This window comes from Bacillus sp. BC05(2025) (genome assembly GCF_056725905.1).
Genome location: NZ_JBWYRA010000002.1, coordinates 755,722 through 776,130 on the forward strand (window position 1 = coordinate 755,722; position 20,409 = coordinate 776,130).

Sequence of the window (20,409 nt, forward strand, 5' to 3'; positions counted from 1 at the left end):
TATTTCCTTCTATTGAAACGATGCCCGAATCTGCTCCAACACCTCATCAATATTATCCTTCGTAATAACAATACCGAAATCTTTCGGCACATTACTATCTTCTTCCTTTACAACTTTATGTGCAATCATCTTCCCGATTTCTGGCCTGAAATGATGTCCATCCATATAATTATCTAAGTTCTTTGTTACTGAATTTAAATACATGAAATGATGTACTTCTCCAAATACATCAACAGCATCATAGAGCCATCTTTTATAATCTTCCCAACGTCCTGATTGAATCATTGTACGGAACAATGGCTCTGAAACAGGCGTTGTAAAAATATAAAACTTTGTATTCGGATTATGGGATTTTACAGTACCTAATATTTCCTTCATATTTTGATACTCATAATTCCCGCCATAAATCTCTCTACTAAATTTATCTACTTGCGCGGCAATTTGTGTGTCACGCTCTTCTTTCGTATACTCACGCATCGATTTTATGTTATCGCGATTATATACATCAATAGTCTTATTGTGATGAATGGAGTTTTGAATTGTATTTCGGGAATATGTAATCCCATCCATACTCACATACGATTTAATTGGATATAGTAAGCTTTGCGCCTCATTAATATATACTTCTGGCTTTTCAAAACCGATTTCTCTATTTTTGTTCGTTCCAAGGAAATCTAAACCAATCACAATAGAAGATAATTCACTACCTTTTCGCTCTTTTGCATATTCAATGTACGCATCGTACTCACGCGGATCTGTACTACTTACCGCATAATTAAATGCGTTTAATCCGGTAAAATCATTTTCATTGATAAACGTTGTTCTACTACTTCCAAGTATAACGCCATCATAAGTAAACGGACGATATGTTATATAATTCGTTTTTTGTTGTCTCTCATTAAATCCAAACTGAACATCATTCCACTTATTTTTATGCGAGAATAACCAAAGTGAATCTGCATAGCCGTTAAATATTCCAACACCTGCAAGTGGGACAAAAACACATACAAAAACGAAAATAAGCCACTGTTTGTTTTTCATATTCTCCACCTAGAAATTAAAGTATAAAAACTCACTAATACTCGTTAAATGTAGCACACTATACACAAGTAATATTGCAGTAAATAACGCCGTCCATACTGTCGGGCGGAATGAGTCTTTTAACTGAATTGAATTTTTTAAGAAGAAGCTAATACATAATGCTCCGAAAATATATGCTACTATTTCCGTATTTAATAATGAAACATGGTATGCTTCAGTGAATGAAACACCGTACTCTTTTAAAAATTGTAGTTTTTCAATAATAAATACCGGGAACACGCTATTTGCTAGTTCGAATCCATTAAATCCAAACATTCCTTTTAACACCTTCACCGCATCATGCATCGATGTTGCTCTAAAGAATACCCATGTTATATTAATGAAGAAAAACGTCACGAGCCATCCTGCCCAGGCCGGCATGCGCCCTCCTGCTTTATTCCACAAACGATGAACGACAGAAGCTAATCCGTGCAGAAATCCCCAGAAAATAAATGTCCAGCCAGCACCGTGCCAAAGTCCACTTATTAAGAAGACAATCATAATATTGACGTATGTACGCGTAATGCCTTTTCGATTTCCGCCAAGAGAAATATACACATATTTCGTTAAAAACTGGCTTAATGTCATATGCCAACGATGCCAAAAGTCTTGTATACTCACCGCTTTATAAGGAGAATTGAAGTTTTGAGGCAATTTAATATTAAACATTAACGCAATCCCAATTGCCATATCGCTATATCCGCTGAAATCAAAGTATAACTGGAATGTAAACGCTAATGATGAAAGCCACGCTTCAACAAAGGTTAGTGACTGCTGTACATCAAACCCTTCCCGTACGACAGGAGATAAAACGTCTGCAATCCCTACTTTCTTGAAAATACCGATGGCAAATACAAAAATGCCGAGAATGATATAATTTGATTGCCAACGCTTCTTACTACGATCAGCAAACTGCGGCATAATTTGCGCATGGTGCACAATCGGACCTGCAATAAGTTGCGGGAAAAATGTTACAAACAGAGCGTAATCAAGAAAATGACATGCCTCCGTTTCCCCGCGATATGTATCTACTAAAAAAGCAATCTTTTGGAATGTATAGAAACTAATTGCAAGCGGTAACGTTAATGATAATAATGTAAAATGAGTTCCAAATAACGAATTCACATTTTGCAAAAAGAAATCATAATACTTGAAATAACTAAGCATTCCTATATTAAATATTAAGCCTACTGTTAAAAGGAGTTTACTCTTATGCTTTACAAGCCTCATTCCGATAAAGTAGTTCACAATGAGCGATATTAACATAAGCGGCAAATATTTTATGTTCCAATAACTATAGAAAAATAAAGATGCTGCCACAAGCCAAGCTTTCGCTAAAGTAGTTTGTCCCAATTTATTTAATAGAAAATATAAAAGAAATGCTATCGGTAAAAATAAAAAAATAAACTCAAACGAGTTAAATAACACACCATCTCTTCCCTTCTAAACAAATCACACCTTATTCATCTTATCTTATCCAGATAGTGGGTGTCAAAAGGATTCCATACCGCTTTCCTTCTATTATATAGAATAATTATTTTAATCGAATTATTAACATGCTAAAATATTAAAAGCACTATTATAAAAAAGACTATATAATAGATATGTCGGTTTTTTTGTACGAAATGTATTTCAAAAAAGTGAGGAGAGTCCTTTGGTATTTAGTAGTTCGATTTTCTTATTTATCTTTTTACCTCTCGTATTATTTCTCTATTTTATAGTGCGTGCCGAGCTACGTAATTTCGTATTACTTGCATTTAGTTTAATTTTCTATGCATGGGGCGAACCACGTTTCGTTCTCTTAATGCTCTTTTCCATCGTATTAAACTACTGCTTCGGCCTACTCGTGCATCATTATGATAAACGAAAAAATATGAAAGTCACATTTTTAATTATGGCTGTGGTCGGAAATATTTTATTACTTTCTTATTTTAAGTATATTTCCTTTTTCACAGACATTTTAAACAACGTCTTGCATTTATCTATTCATGTGGAACCTATTCCACTACCAATTGGAATTTCATTTTATACATTCCAAGCGATGTCCTATGTCATCGATATATACCGTAAAGATGGGGATGTTCAAAAAAATCCTCTTAACTTAGCGCTATATATATCTATTTTCCCTCAGCTTATTGCTGGACCAATTGTTCGTTACAATATCGTCGCTGAACAAATTAAAACGCGCATCCATTCTTTTGAACGATTCACAGAAGGTATTCAAATTTTCGTTCTCGGATTAGCAAAAAAAATATTAATCGCCAATCAAGTCGGATTTGTCGCCGATAAAATATTTGCCTTACCACCATCTGAAATAAGTGTTGGAACGGCATGGATCGGTATTATCGCCTATACCCTGCAAATTTATTTCGATTTCTCAGGATACTCTGATATGGCAATCGGACTTGGAAAAATGTTCGGATTCGATTTCCCGAAAAACTTCAACTACCCATACATCTCTAAATCTATTTCAGAGTTTTGGAGAAGATGGCATATTACACTTGGCTCTTGGTTCCGCGATTACATATATATCCCGCTCGGCGGAAACCGCGTTTCTAAACTAGCGAATTATCGTAACCTCTTCATCGTATGGGGATTAACTGGTTTATGGCACGGGGCGAGCTGGACCTTTATCGCCTGGGGCTTGTATTACGGCTTTATTATTTCAATTGAAAAAGCTGGATTTGAAAAAATATTAAACAAACTATGGAAACCGTTGCAGCATGCATACGTATTATTAATCGTTATGATTGGTTGGGTCTTCTTCCGAGCTGACAACTTTGCATACTCGTTCCAATATTTAAAAGCGATGTTCGGCATAGATGGGCAATCTTTCATGGATGACAATACAATGTTATACGTACATGAATACATTATCGTATTTCTCATTGCCTTTATCGCAGCGACACCAATTTTAAAACGAATGAAAAACATACTAGAACTTGCGCCTAAAGCGTATATGTTCACGATGCAATTTGTACGTCCTATATTATTACTAACATTATTTATGATTTCGGTTATGTACTTGATTAACTCAACATATAATCCATTTATTTATTTCAGGTTTTAACTGATGTAGGAAGGAAAAGTTATTATGAAAAAATTGGGGAATCTCATCCTGTTTATCGGTTTTCTCACCATTATCTTTTCATTTGGCATATTATCGTTACTCAAAACAGACCGAGACATTTCACCAGTTGAAAATCGGCCGCTCGCTCAAAAACCAGCAGTTACGAAAGAAGCGCTCCTAACTGGTAGCTTCTTTAAAGATTTTGAAACATACACAAATGATCAACTAATTGGACGAGATGAGCTTATTAAAAACTATACGATTGCTCAAATTAATATGGGAAAATCTCTCATTAACGACATTATTTTAACTGATGATAAATGGCTCCTGAAAAATCCGGCGTGGACAAAAAAATATAATGAAATTGACCAATCCATGCCTGCTATAAACGATTTATCTCAGTTTTCAAAAGAACAAAACGTTGAGTTTTACTTTGCTTTACCACCGTCAAAAACGAATGCATTATCATTTAAATTACCTTCTCATATTCACACATATGCACAGGACAATTTAAATTACTTTCTAAAGAAACTACCAGCTGACGTAAAGCCAATAAAACTTATGGAACACTTTAAAAAGAACTATACGAACGCAGAAATACAGGACATGTATTTCAAAACAGATCATCATTGGAATATGGACGGTGCCTTCTTAGGCTACCAATATATAATGAACACAATTGGGCAACAATCTTCTATATATAAAGGAAAAGAAATAAAAAAAGAAGATTATATTCGTACATGTGCGCAAAACAAACATTTAGTTGGAAGCTTCAACAACCAACTATACCAACTCATAGATGCAAATGGTGAAAAATTGTGCTACTACACACCGAAAGACGGTTTCAACTTCACAAGTGTGATGGCAAAAGATGTGCAAGGTAATGTTCATCAAAATTTAGATGAACTATACGGCATAGAAAAACAAAAAGATACAACATCATACGCAGGTTATTACACGAACGACTATCCAGAAATCGTTATCGAAAATAACAACGCACCAAATGAAGTACGCGCCTTAGTCCTAAAAGACTCATTCGCAAATGCAATCGTGCCACACTTAGCACAAAACTTTAAGCATACATCCATCCTCGACCTGCGCCACTATCACGAAAAAGATGTATATCAATACATGAAAGACAACAACATTAACATGGTATTGTTTGTGTATAGTGATTCGAATTTGAGCGGGGATATGTTTAAGTTTAAGAAATAGAAAGAAGCCTCTTGTACACGCACAAGAGGCTTCTTTCTATTAAAAAGTCAGTGGGGATTCATCCCCACTGACTTTTCATTCTATCTATAATCGACTTATAGATTTGGGTTGTTAAGAACGTTCACGTGTACAGCTTGTGAACCGATTTCGCTTGTAATAACATTTTTATCTTTTAATACTTTGAATACTAATGTACCTTTGTCAGTGTACTTAGTAGTTAAAGTATCGTAAAGGTCTGCCTTAAAGTTTGGAAGTGCAGAATCACTTGTTTGAGATACTGTTACATCTCCAAGTTTTACATCGCCAGCGTTAAATACAGCATCGCCGTTTCTATCTAAGTAAAGTTTACCTTGCTCGTCACCAGATTTTACAACACGTACTTTATGTTGTGTTTCTTTCGTTAAGTTAATACCTTTTACGATATCATCAAGGTTACTCTTCTCAAGTTCTAACACAGTACCGATGTTGATTTTCTTCTCAACGAAGTTTTCTGTTTGAACTGGTTTGAAGTTTACAGATTTAATAGCGATTGTCTCTTGAACGATTTCGATTGTCGCTTTACCAGCAGTTGCACCATTTTTCGTTAAGTGGATATCAACTTTACCTGGTGCTTTACCTGTTACAACAACTTTATTTCCAACAATCTTAGCTTCAGCTACAGCTGGATTTTTAGACTCAACTACATAACCTTCTAAGTTTTCAGGATCAGAGTACACGCGATCTGAAGTGTACTTAGATAATTGATACTCAACTTTGTTAGAAACATTTAGATCAAGTTTTGTATCAGGTGATTGGCCGTATTGACCTACTTTAGATACAAGTTCAAAGTTTTTAAATGCAACGTTACCTTCTGTTACATTCACATATAATGAGCCTAAAGTAGCACCGTTACCGTTTTGGAAGTGAACTGTACCTTCGCCTACTTCGTTACCTGTAACCGATACAGTTTTTGTACCGATTGAGCCAGCATCCGTTGTTACTACATCTAATCCACCTTCTGCAACTACACCTGTTTTTGGAAGAACTTCTTTAATTGCAGCTGAGTTAGCACCAAATGGATCGCCATATTGGTCAGTTGTTACGAATGTAACAGGTAATGCTTTATTTTGAACAACTTGTAATTTGTCTGGGTTAGCTTTTACTGATACTAATTTACGAGAATCAGTCGTTACTTTAAATTTAACATCTTTCGTTACATCACCTACTTTAATAGTAAGTGTAGCTTCACCAGCAGCCTCAGCAGTAATGTAGTTGTTTACTACAGAGATAATACCGTGGTTTGAAGATTTGATGCTAATTGATCCTGGATCAACTACTTTATCTTCTCCAGCAATTGTAGCAACTAATTTATTAAGAGATGCTTTTTCACCAACAACTAAGTTTTGGCTATTTAAAGCAAAGTCTTTACCAGCAAGCTTGCTACCATAGTTTACAACACCATCATTATCAGCATCTACCGCAAATACAACATTTTTAATTGCAGAAGCTGGTGTATCAAGGTTTTTCACTGTAATGATACCAGTGTTAGAAACTGTTAAACCACCGCGTTTTGTAACTTGTACTTCTACTTTGTACTCACCTTGCTTAATACCAACAGCTAATTTACCTGTAGTAGAAGTAGCTTCTCCACCTTCAAAGATGTTTGCTGGTGAACCATCTAAGTTATTTGCTACAAATTTGACATCATGGTTTGCTAAGTTTAAGTACTCAACATCAGCATAACCTTTTTCATCGTTTAATTTGAAAGCAACTGTTTGACCAGCACGATCATCATCAAATGTAAGTTTTTCTACTGCTAATTTTTTCACTTCGTATACGAATTTCGTTACGAATGATTGGTTTTTCACTTTTACAGTAAGGTCTTTATTTGGAGCTACTTTACCACCAAGTGTTACAACTGCAGAAGTACCATCAGCACTTGCTTCAATCGCAACTGCTTTGTCTCCTTCAAGAGTTACATCATCAGCAGAAAGTTTGTCTAAGCCAGTACCTGTTAATGTTAATTTCGCTGGTTCAGAAACTTTCACATCAGTTACATATGCTTGTTGATTATCTTTTTTGCCATATTTTTTATCTGTTAATGCAATAAATTGAGCTGCTTCTGCACGAGATACAGATTTATTCGGCTCCCATTTATCACCAGTACCTACAGAAATTCCAAGGTTAATTAGGATGTTTGCTTTTTCTTCACCCCAATGATCTAATAAATCTTCAAATGTCGTAACTAATTCGCCGTTAACTTTATCTTTTAAGTTATAAGCACTTACTAACATAGAAGCGAAAGAAGCACGGTCAATCTTTCCATTCGGATAGAAGTTTTCTTTGCCGTCACCTTTAACGATACCAGCTTTTTCTACTGCTGCGATATATTTAGCAGCCCATGTATTTTTAGCATCTTTGAAAGAAGGTTGAGCATTTTCATCAACTGGTAAATTTAAAATTTTAGTGAAGATTACAGCCGCAGAAGCACGATCGATTGATTCGGTTGGACCATATGTACCGTCTGGCTTACCTGTAATTGCACCTTTATCTACTAAGTAGTTAATAGAACCTTCTGCCCAATGTCCAGCTGGAACGTCTGGGAATGTTTTACCTGCTGCTGCTACTGGAGAAACAACACCTGCTACCATTGCTGCTGTCATTGTACCTGCGATTACTTTTTTGTAAGAGTTAGTCTTTGCCATTTTATAAATTTCCTCCTTCAGGAATATGCTACTAGTTTCACATCATATTAAATTTGAAAACTAGCTAGTTAGAAAAGCCATAAAACAAGAAAAGCAAAAATACTATAATGAAAAGTAGTTCACATAATAAAATGATACAAACCGTTAGATGTAAATATAAGGTTTAAATACCATTTTCTGAAACAAGTTCATCATACTATACAAAACTATTCGTTATCAAGAACTTTATCAAAAGAAAATTCGACACATTCTGATAATTCGGTCTTTTTATTGTATTATTATTATATTAATAATACCTAAATATAGAAATGAACAAACTGTTTTCCTATAAACCACTCTCACTATCCCTCGTATATTTTTCATATCGAATACACAATTGGAATTATAGCACATATTTCCACTTCATCACCTAAATATTTTTTACAATAAATACAATTTTCAGACTATATTCGACTAAAATTATTATATTTCGACATTATATTCTTCTTTTCGAATGATTTTTTAACAGAAAAAGGTGTTAATTTACAAATAATTTACATATTAATGAGGTATTCTTCTATTTCCGAAAGCGTTTTCTATTTATTTCTCAATAAAACCATTCCCTTCAATCTCAAGTGTATATGAAATAAGTGCAAAATAAAAAGCCTATGATACTCATAGACTTTTGTCTATTTTCTCATAGGCTTTTATTGATCATTTCATGTATCAAATGACTTTTAATTATTTTGTTGCAGGTTTTGCTTCTTTAATAGAAACTGCAACTTGTACAGCTTTATCGAATTCCACTTTTTGTGTTTTTCCTTCTTTTACAACTGTCAGGTTTTTCACATAGATAGATGTTGCACCTTTTGCACCAACTGTACCATTTTCAGCTACAACATTTGTGTCAGCAGAAACAAATTCTACATTAGAAACTGTTGCTTTTGCTGTAGTTGCAGGTACACCATCAACAGATAAGATATTTAAAAGTGCAGCTTTTAAATCAGCATTTGGAGCTACTTCTTTAAGAGATGTGCTTGTAAATTCTACTGCTAATCCTTTAGCAGTTGGTGCTGTATCAACAACTTTGAATGAATGAGTTGTGATTAATTTACCATCTAGTACAACTGTTACTTTATAAGTTTCACCAGCTTTTGCACCTTGACCAACAGTAATTACACTGTTATTTTGTACAGTAACTTGTGCATCAGTTGCAGCTACTTCTTTACCTTCTTTGTTTGTTGTTGTTACTTTTAGTTCAGCTGCTTCTGCACCTTTTAATACTAATCCATTTGCATCTACAGGAAGAACTGAAACAGTCATTGCATTCTTTTGATTTTCCTCAGTAACATATTTATCTAATTCTTTTTCTAAACCACGAACTTCGAATTTAGAGAATACACCTGGAGCTTTTAATTCTAGAGCTAATGTAGCTTTTGCTTCTTTTTCACCAGATTTTGCAGTTAATACAACTGTATAATTACCAGCTTCTTGACCTGCTGCATTCAGAACTAATTCTTTGTTCACATATTTAGCTTCTAATTTTTGCTCTTTTAATTCTTTACCATCTTTATCAAGTACTTTCACTGTTACAGGAGCTGTAAACTCTTTACCGTATTGATCTAGTACTGGAGCTTTTACTTTTAAATCTGTTACATCTTTTGTAGAAAGCGCTACGTTAGTTTTTTCTAATTTAATTTCTTTCATTGCTTTTTGAGCAAAAGCTTCAATTTCAACTGTTTTTGAAACAAGCTCTTTACCATTCGCATCTTTAACAGTTACTTTTACTGGTGCTTTTCCTGCAGATAATACAGTTACTTTACCAGTAGCTTTATCTACTACAGCAACTTCTGTGTTTAATGACTCATATTCAACTTTTCCAGTTGTTACTGCATTAAATTGATCTTTCAACTCTACTTGAACGTAAGCGTTGTCGCCTTCGTAAACTTTATTGTTTTGTTTGAAATCTTTAGAAGTAAAGTCAGCTTTATTTTGTTCTGCAACTGTCCAGTTAGAGATTGAAGCTACTGCAGCACCTTCAGCAGAAACTTTTACTGTTTTACTTTCAGCTACTACTTTACCGTCTTTTTTATAAACAGCTTTTACAGTAGTTGAAGTACCTTTTGCTAAAGTGATTTCACCTTTTGCATTAATTTTTTCTGAAGCTGGAGTTACAAATTCGATACCTTCTGGTGAAACAACTTCAGTACCGTTTTCATCTTTAACTGTGAATTGTAATGCAGTTGGCTCATCAGCTACAACTGTTTGGTCAGCCATTTCGATTGTTTTTGCTTCTAAAGAACCTACAACTACTTCAGCTTTACCAGCTTTGTTTACATCTACAGTGTAAGTTTGTTTAGCTGCTAAGTTACTATATAATTCAACTGTAGCAGATTTTTTATCTTCTGATAAAGTTACTTCTTTAACTAATACTTTATCGTTGTTAGCTTTGTTAGTTACTTTGATATCTTCTTTAGTTAATTTTTCAACAGCTTTGTTGAATTTAACTTCTACTTTTTGAGTTGTAACTGCTTTTGCAGATTCAACTGTTGTTGCTGTTGTACCGAACTGCTTGTCAGTCTTAGCAATAAATTGAGCTGCTTCTGCTTTAGTTACAGATTTATTTGGCTCCCATTTGTCGCCAGTACCAACAGAGATTCCTAATTTAACTAGGATGTTAGCTTTATCTTTGCCCCAGCTATCTTTTAAATCATCGAATTTAGTTTCTAGAGGACCGTCTACTTTAGTATCTAATTTGTAAGCTGATACAAGAAGAGATGCCATAGAAACGCGGTCGATTTTTCCATTTGGATCGAATTTTCCGTCGCCTTTACCTTTAACAACGCCAGCTTTTTCTACAGCTGCGATGAATGGAGCAGCCCAGCCCTCTTGAGCGTCAGAGTAAGATGGTTTAGCATCTTTATCGATTGGTAAGTTTAAGATTTGAGCCATCATTGTAGCTGCTTCTGCACGAGTTAATTCTTTTCCAGGCTCGAACATTCCTTTGTCGTTACCTTTAACTGCGCCTTTTTCTACTAAGTAGTTAATAGAATCAATTCCCCAGTGATCAGCTGGAACGTCTGGGAATGTTTTACCTGCTGCTGCTACTGGAGAAACAACACCTGCTACCATTGCTGCTGTCATTGTACCAGCGATTACTTTTTTGTAAGAGTTAGTCTTTGCCATTTTATATATTTCCTCCTTAGGAATGTAATACTAGTTCCATCAGTTTTTAAATAGGTATTCTATTTATTTTTGAAACTAGTAGATATAAATGTGGTTAAGATATCCTTTATACAGAATAATATAATATTCCATACCATAGAATTACACACCATTTTTATCCAATTAAAAACATCAAATTCGACAAAAAAGTGAATTTTCGCAATTATGAACGATCGTTTTTTCGACTTTTATTTTAAAAATCCAGATTATAAAATCAGAATATTTTAAAAAGGTAAAAAACGCGTCAGAATTACATTTTTAACAATATTTTCATAACCATTTACAACTATAGCAGAAAAACGTTTGCAATTTCAATATCTAATTATAAAGATATTATGACATTAATCGACAACCTATTTTTCTACAATTCGACATTTTTCTAAGCATTAGATTTTTCAAAATCACCATACCTATTTTCTTATAATTTATTAAATAAAACGCTTAATCCTAACATTAACTATATATTAATGTTAGGATTTTTAAACATACATCTTATCTCTCAAACTTCTTTTTTTATGAGCACGCGTGTAAAACCCCTTATTAAATTCGACATTTTTCTACAAATTTTTATTTTCTTTCGACATTCTCTTTTTTTCAAAAAATAAAAAGAGGATGTCCTCTTAAATTAAGGTCACATTCCTCTTTTTTCGAACTCTTTTGAATTTAGATCACTTATGATGTATCGAGATGCTGTTGAAATTTGCTCTCGTAATTCTTCTACTCTTTGTTCCAATGTTGCTTGTACATATTCTTTTTGTTCTAGTTGCTTCATTGCGACATTATACAAAGTTTCAGCTGTCCAGTCACCATCTACGTTTCCGATAATCGGCTGATTTACTTGTTGTAAAAATGAATCGATCTTTGGATCATATGAAATACCGACCACAGGAATATTAGCAACCGCAGATAATATGAGCGCATGAAGTCTCATACCGATTAGAAGCGAACATTCCGACAAAATTGAAATTTTTTCATGAATGTCCAGCTTATATGGAAGCATATGAGCTTCTTCTCCCATTAAGTTAATAATATCGCGTGACGCATTTTGATCAAATGGTCCATGCATTGGTACGAATAAAATATGATATCCATCACGCTTAAATTTTTTCAGCGTATCCGCTAACTTCTTCATATAATCTTCTTTCGCGTCCCAATACCTCACACTAACTGCAATTACTTTCCCTTGAATTGAATGTTTTTGCAGCCACTCCGACTTCATTCCTTCTGGTTGACATGCCAATACTGGATCTGGAACTAGTTCGATATCCTTCTTAATACCAATCTCTTTTAAATACAAAAATGAATCTTCATCACGAACTGATATATATTCCGCTTTTGATACTTGCCATTTCACTAATAAACGATTTTGCCTTTTCGTAATTGGACCAATTCCTTGCGCATAAATATAATACGGCTTCTTCAAAAAACGAGCAATTCGCATAATACCTGTATAATACAAAATACTTTTAATACTCGTTTTATCTTGCAGGAGGCTTCCCCCTCCACTAATTAAGCCATTACTTCTCTTTATTTCCTTATAAATTGCTCTTATATCCCAACGATTTACTGCCTCTACACCGTACATTTTTCTTGTATAGTCGGGGTCATTCGAAAGTACAACAAGCTCAAGAGTAGGATCCTCTTCATGTAGCGCTTTAATAATTGATTGCAAAATTGCTTCGTCCCCAACATTATAAAAACCATAATATCCTGATAAAACTAACCGCACTCTTAATCTCCTCCAACATTTCGCAATCAACTTTTTGTCATGCAACAAATTGCTATCAACTCTTTAATAAGAAAAGTTGGATAACTTCAAATTGATTTCTTTCACAAACATATAAATAACCATACTCATTTATGGACAAATTTACTTACGTAAAAATGGGATTTGCTTTTTTGATATCCAGTTCAACTTTAATGCGCATATGCCATAGATGAACAAAGCCACACAAAATGCTAAACCACTATATATTATTGCAATAAGTCTAGAATCTACCACATTTATGAAAGTAGATGTAAAGTATAATCCTATCCCTACTATACTAGATACTCCAATTACAGCAAAAAATCTCCCCACATGAATCGAATAAGCCAATTCTTTTCGAATGTATATATAGTTTACGATACAAATCATGATATATATAATCAGTGTACTATAAGCCGCACCAGTTATGCCAAATTGACTTACGAGTACTATATTTAATATGACTTTTACAAAACTCGCTCCAACAACGATCCACGCTGCCTGTTTAGAACGGTTAATTCCTTGCAAAATCCCTATTGATAATACCATAATTGATGTGAAATACGAACTACCAATTAAAATAGCTAACATTCCGCTCCCTTTAGCATCTGTAAACAACCCAACATTTAACGGGATTGTAAGTGCCATGAGCCAGATTGTTATTGGTGTTGTTAAAACATGAGCAAGCTCGTTTGTTCGTTCAATTGTTTGTTTTGCTAACGTTATATCTTTCTTTGTTAATGCAGCAGTTAATAACGGGATTAATGGAAATACCATCGCACTTGCAAACACGACAATTAATTGTGTAAACGCAAAGCCACGACTATATATACCAAATTGTTCTTGAATCGTTGTAGTAGATTCATGCAACATATGTGGAATCGTTACAGAATCAACTAAATTTAACACCGGCATCGATAATGCTCCAATTGCAATTGGAATCGAAACCTGAAGTATCTTTTTTGCATTATCTTTAAAATCTTGTAGTGAATATGCATTACTTTTATAACGATATATACTTTTTACATACTTCGATCTCAAATAGATAAGTGACGTAATTACCCCAAGGCAAGAACCAATCATTGCGCCGCCTGTTACAACATCACTATCTTTATTCCAAGATACAAATAAGAATGCAATTGCTAACATAAAGAACACACGAATGAACTGCTCAATTACTTGTGACACCCCAGTAGGAATCATATCTCCAAAACCTTGGAAATACCCTCGATATACTGCCATATATGGTGCGATTAATAACGCAAACGAAGTTACAATTAGTGGGAGTCTCGTATCTTGTCCACCAAGCATATTTGCAAACATACTTGATCCAATCATAATAACTGAAAATCCAAGCACTCCAAATATTACCCCAATAATAGATGCTGAAGTAAATAGTTTGGCAATTCCGTCCTGGTCATTCCTCTCATGAAGTTCAGCGATTAACTGTGATATAGCTAGCGGTACTCCCGCTACTGATAAAGTTAAAGCTATCATATACACAGGAAATACAAGGCGAAAAATCCCCAGCACTTCATCTCCTGCTATATTTTGTAATGGGATTTGAAAAAAACTTCCCAACACTTTCGATAGAAACGTTGTAATCGTTAAAATCGCAGCGCCTTTCACAAACTTATTATTCATCTTCTAGCTCTTTTCTTTCAATATATAATTTCCATACCTATTACATCATAAAACGAGATAACTATATTCTTCTCTTTTTTGAAAAATTTCACTTTATCTCATTTAGCTATCATACCAAAATTCTTATACATTGAATACTCTCTTTCTTTATAGGTTTTAAATATAGTATGTACAATAACACCTTATTTATATCCAGTTTTTTCTTCAATTTACTACTTCTACTTATTCGGGATAAACATGTGCTATAATGTAGCTATTGTCAGTAAGAGGAGTGTTTACAACATGCTGAATTCGGTAAAAAAGCTGTTAGGAGATTCTCAAAAGAGAAAACTAAAAAAATATGAACAACTTGTTCAAGAAATTAATAATCTAGAAGTAAAACTATCTGATTTATCTGATGAAGAATTACGTCATAAAACGATCACATTCAAAAACATGCTTCGTGACGGAAAAACAGTGGATGATATAAAAGTTGAAGCGTTCGCTGTTGTACGTGAAGCAGCAAAGCGTGTACTTGGATTACGTCACTACGATGTGCAATTAATTGGTGGCCTCGTACTATTAGAAGGTAATATTGCAGAGATGCCAACGGGCGAAGGAAAAACATTGGTTTCTTCTCTTCCAACATACGTACGTGCTCTTGAAGGAAAAGGCGTTCACGTTATTACTGTAAACGACTATTTAGCAAAACGAGATAAAGAATTAATTGGCCAAGTTCATGAATTTCTAGGTTTGAAAGTTGGATTGAATATTCCTCAAATTGATCCTTCTGAAAAGAAACTTGCTTACGAAGCTGATATTACATATGGTATTGGAACAGAATTTGGCTTTGACTATTTACGTGATAATATGGCTGCTTCAAAAGATGAGCAGGTGCAACGTCCCTATCATTTTGCTATTATCGATGAGATTGATAGCGTTTTAATTGATGAAGCGAAGACGCCTCTTATTATCGCCGGTAAAAAATCAAGCAGCTCTGATTTACACTATTTATGTGCAAAAGTTATTAAATCATTCCAAGATACTCTTCATTACACATACGATGCAGAAACGAAATCTGCTAGTTTTACAGAAGACGGTATTACAAAAATAGAAGATTTATTTGATATCGATAACCTATATGATTTAGAGCATCAAACTTTATATCATTATATGATTCAAGCATTACGAGCTCATGTCGCTTTCCAATGTGATGTTGACTATATTGTACATGATGAAAAAATTCTACTTGTAGATATTTTCACGGGCCGCGTTATGGATGGTCGCTCTTTAAGTGATGGTTTACACCAAGCTCTTGAAGCAAAAGAAGGCTTAGAAATCACAGAAGAAAACCAAACACAAGCATCCATTACAATTCAAAACTTCTTCCGTATGTATCCAGCACTATCTGGTATGACAGGTACAGCAAAAACGGAAGAAAAAGAATTTAACCGTGTATATAACATGGAAGTTATGCCGATTCCGACAAACCGTCCAATCATTCGTGAAGACAAAAAAGACGTCGTATACGTAACAGCCGATGCAAAATATAAAGCTGTACGTGAAGATGTTCTAAAGCACAATAAACAAGGACGCCCGATTTTAATTGGGACAATGTCTATTTTACAATCAGAAACCGTTGCCCGTTACTTAGATGAAGCAAATATTACATATCAATTATTAAATGCAAAAAGCGCAGAACAAGAGGCCGATTTAATCGCTACAGCTGGACAAAAAGGACAAATCACAATTGCGACGAATATGGCCGGACGAGGTACTGATATTTTACTAGGTGAGGGTGTTCATAAACTTGGTGGATTACATGTAATTGGGACAGAACGCCATGAATCACGACGCGTTGACAATCAACTAAAAGGTCGTGCTGGTCGTCAAGGAGATCCAGGTAGCTCTCAATTCTTCCTTTCTTTAGAAGATGAAATGCTAAAACGTTTCGCACAAGAAGAAGTAGAGAAATTAACGAAATCACTGAAAACAGATGAAACAGGACTTATTCTAACTGCTAAAGTCCATGATTTCGTGAACCGTACACAATTAATTTGTGAAGGTAGCCATTTCTCAATGCGTGAGTACAATTTAAAGTTAGACGATGTAATCAATGACCAACGTAACGTTATTTATAAATTACGTAATAACTTATTACAAGAAGATACAAATATGATCGAAATTATTATTCCTATGATTGATCATGTTGTAGAAGCCATTTCTAAGCAATACCTTTTAGAAGGTATGCTTCCGGAAGAATGGGATTTTGCTAGTTTAACAGCAAATATAAAAGAAATTTTACCAGTAGAAAACATGCCCTCACTATCAGCGAATAATGTACATTCACCGGAAGATTTACAATCCGTTTTGAAAGATACATTATCTCTTTATAAAGAGCATGTAAATGAACTAAATAGCAATACTGATTTACAGCAGTCGCTACGATATGTTGCTCTTCACTTCCTTGATCAGAACTGGGTCAATCACTTAGATGCAATGACCCACTTAAAAGAAGGCATCGGGCTAAGACAATATCAACAAGAAGATCCTACTCGTCTGTATCAAAAAGAAGGTTTAGATATCTTTTTATACACATATGGTAATTTCGAAAAAGAAATGTGTCGCTATGTTGCAAGACATTTAGGTGTTCCTGAAAACGTACAATAACGAGGTGAAAGATTATGTTATCATTCCTAAAAAAGGCTAAGAAAAAAGGAAAAGATACAACTGTCTCTAGTAATCAATTATTCGGACAAGAAGAAACAAATACTGAAAAGAAAACTGTAAAGCCAACGCTTTACTTCCACCCAAGCTGGGGTGCAGTAGCACAAGAACAAAAATACATTTATCAATTTTTACATAAAGAACTACCACGTTTAGAAGAATATCAAATTTCTTTATCTGGAATTGAGATTGAAAAGCGCGATAACGGTTATGACGTAGCTGTATTTATTCGCAGCACTGTTCCGAAACCAATTTCTTTCGAAGAGGTTACATTAATCCTTCTAAATAAAGAGAAAAAACTATGCGCACGAAAAACATTTAACCTTTCTGCATTAGGAGATATTCCTGCAAATGTAAATATGCCATTTATCTTTACATTTGAGCAAGAAACAATTACAGATGCTGAATTATCGCAAACAGATTGGGAATTAGCATTTGAACTTGAAAGTAAGCATGCATTAGATTTAGATCCATCTTGGGAAGCTCAGTTACCTGAAGCAAGCAAAGAAGCTTTACGTAATTTCGTAGACAATTTAACACCTCCAAATGATGGTGAAATGAACTTCCTAGGTCTGCAAGCTACTAGAAAAGAAAACGGTGATTTACATACAACGCTTCTTATTCGTAACGGTTGCAAAGACACGATTCAACTAGAGCAACTTCCTCTTCATATCGAAGATGCATCAGGTGCTGTTGTCGTTAAAGGTGCTTTCACATTACCGAACCTTAAAATTAAAGCGAACACGACAAAACCGTGGTCATTTGTCTTCCCTGCTTCATCTATATTAAAAGAAGATATGGATCTATCTTCTTGGAAAGCATTTGTACCACAAGACTAATAATAAAGAGAGGCTGCTTCTAGAAGCAGCCTCTCTCATTCTTCATACAAAAATCCTGTTCAAAAAGATGGTCATCACACCTCTTTGGACAGGATTTTTATTTATGTAAAATTTATTTCGTTACTAATAAACGTTCAATATGATATTCAGCTTCTAATTTGCACATGTCATCTACATGCTTCACTTTATTTCTCTTTAATTGCTCTACTTGCTCTTCGCTCGGTTTTTCATTAATAAACTCGTTAATTTTTTCATTTACTTTCATCGCTAATGCTTGATGGAAATCTGGATGTCCTTTCAACTCATCATCTACTTTATTGATCCAAGTTGATTTTGTGTATAAATACTGTTTCCACTGTTCAACAAATTGTTGCATATCAAACTTCTCTTCGTTCCATTCAATGTCTTTCATGTACTTCTCAAAAGAAACAACAATTGAGCGTGTAATCCCAATTTTCACTCCGTGTGGTAACTGTTTGTACATCAATTATTCCCTCCAGCTTAAAGCTCTTCCTTCTGAAAAAAAGGAATCTCAAAATTCATATACGTTATTATAATATCACATTCCTAATCTAGAATGTTAATATACTGCTAAGATTAATAAATGTCAATAATCACAAAATATTAGGATATACAGATATTAAAAACAACAAAAAACACCCTCCCTCATACAAGCATAGCCATCAAGGTAAGGTTATGTATGTATACTTTTAAACAAAAACAGGGATGATTAAACGGGCAAGAAAATGTAAAGCGCAGGATATGGTTTCTTTATCTTCTGAAGGCTTGAATAAACGTTTAACCCCTCACACTGTTAAATTTTTCAAACAAATATTTAACAGTTTATTTCAATAAAAAATAGCCCCATAGGTAATGTGTAATATAATTAGGGCATCATTCTTATTAGAACGATGCCCTTTATTTCACAAATGTTTTCCCTTTTGAATAAAACAATCTATTGTTTAAATAAGAAAGTGATTACAGCAAGTATATCCTATAACTTTCATTTAGCAATTGATTTACTCTTTATAAAATAATACTGAATATAACAATAAAAAAACTCCGATTCCAAGTAAAATCCCCCCTGATATTTGAAAAACATTCATATAATTATTTAGCATAATATTATATGTCGATGTATCTACATCACCACCTACACTTTGTACCCAAGAATGAGTAAGATTATTTGCAAAGTCCAAGCTTTTCAGAAGAAGTACAATGCCGATCAATACGGTAAATGTTAAAACAACATTACGTACTTTTATATTTTTCAAACAATTCACCCCTTTCCTACCATATTACCAAACTATGAAAAAAGAATCCTCAATTCTAAGGATTCTTCTTTCACTAAATTAACGATATGTCACGAAACATATTCCAACAGGTCTTAACGCGGTCCCATTTCCAACTTTTTTATCACCAAACCATCCAGACTCCCATACATCAAAACGATAACCTGTATATTCTGCATAAGCTCTAATCTCAGCATATCTTCCATTTGTATCAATTGTATTACTTTGAGTTACAGAATACTCCGCTGATACATTAAAGCCAACTCCTGCTGAAACCACACTAGCACTTACACCCACACTTGCATTCCATGTAGCCGCAATTTTTGAAGAAAAACTTAATGTTAAAGAACCCGAATTACCACTTACCTTTTTTAATACAGAGCTTCCACAAGCTGAAGTAGCTGTTTTATTTTTAAGATAGTATGAAGCTGGTGCTAAACTTTGTGAGAAGTCACTTTGATTATTTTCCTTTGATAAAGACCTTACAAAAGTAAGTTCAGATGGCAAAAGATTTGAAGGCTTTTCAAAATTATTTTCTTCTACAAATTTTTTGACAAGGTCTGAATTTTTAATTTTAATAGTTTCAGTATTATTCTCTAACGATACAGTTCTCTCAAGCTCTTCAACAGAAACACTGTCCAATAGCTTATCACAACTATTTAAATTAGAAGTTTCTAATAAATCTGAAGAACTATCTGCAAAACTTACTGAAGATGTCTGTAAAATAAAAATCAAACATCCTAACAACGGCACAAACTTAAAAAGAAAACCTCTTTTTTTCTTCACAAAACCACCCCTTATGTAAAATTTTAACATAAAATAAATATACCATTTATGGTTTTATTTGTAAATTTATTAGATTTTCAATACTATAATTAAGTAGTAACCCAAAATCACCTTAACACTACAAATAAACAATCTCCATTTC

13 protein-coding genes are annotated in these 20,409 nt (G+C 34.0%); 4 read left to right on the forward strand and 9 right to left on the reverse strand.

Annotation, left to right across the window (positions count from 1 at the left end):
• Positions 1-9: 9 nt before the first annotated feature.
• Positions 10-1,041 (reverse strand): hypothetical protein, encoded by a 1,032-nt coding sequence (locus tag ACZ76X_RS09810; protein WP_479850336.1) that lies wholly within the window; start codon positions 1,039-1,041, stop codon positions 10-12.
• A gap of 9 nt (positions 1,042-1,050) precedes the next feature.
• Entirely contained in the window at positions 1,051-2,508 is a 1,458-nt protein-coding gene (locus ACZ76X_RS09815) for an MBOAT family O-acyltransferase (RefSeq protein WP_098667807.1), read from the reverse strand.
• A gap of 226 nt (positions 2,509-2,734) precedes the next feature.
• Between ACZ76X_RS09815 and ACZ76X_RS09820 the strand changes: the two genes are divergently transcribed.
• Both ACZ76X_RS09820 and patB1 read left to right on the forward strand, forming a co-directional pair.
• The gene (locus ACZ76X_RS09820; RefSeq protein WP_479850337.1) at positions 2,735-4,150 is read left to right on the forward strand and encodes an MBOAT family O-acyltransferase; all 1,416 of its coding nucleotides are present in this window, start codon (positions 2,735-2,737) and stop codon (positions 4,148-4,150) included.
• Between the two features lie 24 nt (positions 4,151-4,174).
• Positions 4,175-5,365 (forward strand): secondary cell wall polysaccharide O-acetyltransferase PatB1, encoded by a 1,191-nt coding sequence (gene patB1 / locus ACZ76X_RS09825; RefSeq protein WP_479850338.1) that lies wholly within the window; start codon positions 4,175-4,177, stop codon positions 5,363-5,365.
• A gap of 95 nt (positions 5,366-5,460) precedes the next feature.
• Here the strand turns inward: patB1 and ea1 are convergent, their stop codons facing one another.
• From ea1 to ACZ76X_RS09845, 4 genes are all read right to left on the reverse strand, one after another.
• The gene (ea1, locus tag ACZ76X_RS09830) at positions 5,461-8,049 is read right to left on the reverse strand and encodes an S-layer protein EA1 (RefSeq protein WP_479850339.1); all 2,589 of its coding nucleotides are present in this window, start codon (positions 8,047-8,049) and stop codon (positions 5,461-5,463) included.
• 720 nt (positions 8,050-8,769) lie between these two features.
• A complete protein-coding gene (sap, locus tag ACZ76X_RS09835; RefSeq protein WP_479850340.1) occupies positions 8,770-11,214 on the reverse strand; it encodes an S-layer protein Sap in 2,445 nt (814 codons plus the stop codon).
• A 670-nt stretch (positions 11,215-11,884) separates the two neighbouring features.
• Complete coding sequence (gene csaB / locus ACZ76X_RS09840) at positions 11,885-12,982, reverse strand: polysaccharide pyruvyl transferase CsaB (RefSeq protein WP_098667812.1); 1,098 nt, start codon at positions 12,980-12,982, stop codon at positions 11,885-11,887.
• 141 nt (positions 12,983-13,123) lie between these two features.
• Positions 13,124-14,644, reverse strand: a complete 1,521-nt coding sequence (locus ACZ76X_RS09845; protein ID WP_479850341.1) for a putative polysaccharide biosynthesis protein — start codon at positions 14,642-14,644, stop codon at positions 13,124-13,126.
• A 282-nt stretch (positions 14,645-14,926) separates the two neighbouring features.
• On the opposite strand from ACZ76X_RS09845, the gene secA2 reads away from it, so the two are divergent.
• Both secA2 and ACZ76X_RS09855 read left to right on the forward strand, forming a co-directional pair.
• Positions 14,927-17,293, forward strand: a complete 2,367-nt coding sequence (secA2, locus tag ACZ76X_RS09850; protein WP_479850342.1) for an accessory Sec system translocase SecA2 — start codon at positions 14,927-14,929, stop codon at positions 17,291-17,293.
• 14 nt (positions 17,294-17,307) lie between these two features.
• Positions 17,308-18,189 carry an accessory Sec system S-layer assembly protein gene (locus ACZ76X_RS09855; protein WP_479850343.1) on the forward strand — a complete coding sequence of 294 codons (882 nt, stop codon included), beginning with the start codon at positions 17,308-17,310 and terminating at the stop codon, positions 18,187-18,189.
• Between the two features lie 112 nt (positions 18,190-18,301).
• Here ACZ76X_RS09855 and ACZ76X_RS09860 read toward each other — a convergent pair whose 3' ends face one another.
• The 3 genes from ACZ76X_RS09860 to ACZ76X_RS09870 all read right to left on the reverse strand — a co-directional run bounded on the left by ACZ76X_RS09860 (position 18,302) and on the right by ACZ76X_RS09870 (position 20,267).
• Complete coding sequence (locus tag ACZ76X_RS09860) at positions 18,302-18,673, reverse strand: hypothetical protein (RefSeq protein WP_098667816.1); 372 nt, start codon at positions 18,671-18,673, stop codon at positions 18,302-18,304.
• Positions 18,674-19,208: 535 nt separating this feature from the next.
• Positions 19,209-19,463, reverse strand: a complete 255-nt coding sequence (locus ACZ76X_RS09865) for a hypothetical protein (protein ID WP_000789721.1) — start codon at positions 19,461-19,463, stop codon at positions 19,209-19,211.
• A 78-nt stretch (positions 19,464-19,541) separates the two neighbouring features.
• On the reverse strand, positions 19,542-20,267 hold the full coding sequence (locus ACZ76X_RS09870; protein WP_479850344.1) for a hypothetical protein: 726 nt from the start codon (positions 20,265-20,267) through the stop codon (positions 19,542-19,544).
• Between the last annotated feature and the right edge of the window lie 142 nt (positions 20,268-20,409).

Coding starts and splice junctions, on each gene's coding strand:
- ACZ76X_RS09810 (WP_479850336.1), bottom strand. CDS start 1,041: ATGAAAAACAAACAGTGGCTTATTTTCGTTTTTGTATGTGTTTTTGTC.
- ACZ76X_RS09845 (WP_479850341.1), bottom strand. CDS start 14,644: ATGAATAATAAGTTTGTGAAAGGCGCTGCGATTTTAACGATTACAACG.
- ea1 (WP_479850339.1), bottom strand. CDS start 8,049: ATGGCAAAGACTAACTCTTACAAAAAAGTAATCGCAGGTACAATGACA.
- secA2 (WP_479850342.1), top strand. CDS start 14,927: ATGCTGAATTCGGTAAAAAAGCTGTTAGGAGATTCTCAAAAGAGAAAA.
- ACZ76X_RS09860 (WP_098667816.1), bottom strand. CDS start 18,673: ATGTACAAACAGTTACCACACGGAGTGAAAATTGGGATTACACGCTCA.
- patB1 (WP_479850338.1), top strand. CDS start 4,175: ATGAAAAAATTGGGGAATCTCATCCTGTTTATCGGTTTTCTCACCATT.
- sap (WP_479850340.1), bottom strand. CDS start 11,214: ATGGCAAAGACTAACTCTTACAAAAAAGTAATCGCTGGTACAATGACA.
- ACZ76X_RS09855 (WP_479850343.1), top strand. CDS start 17,308: ATGTTATCATTCCTAAAAAAGGCTAAGAAAAAAGGAAAAGATACAACT.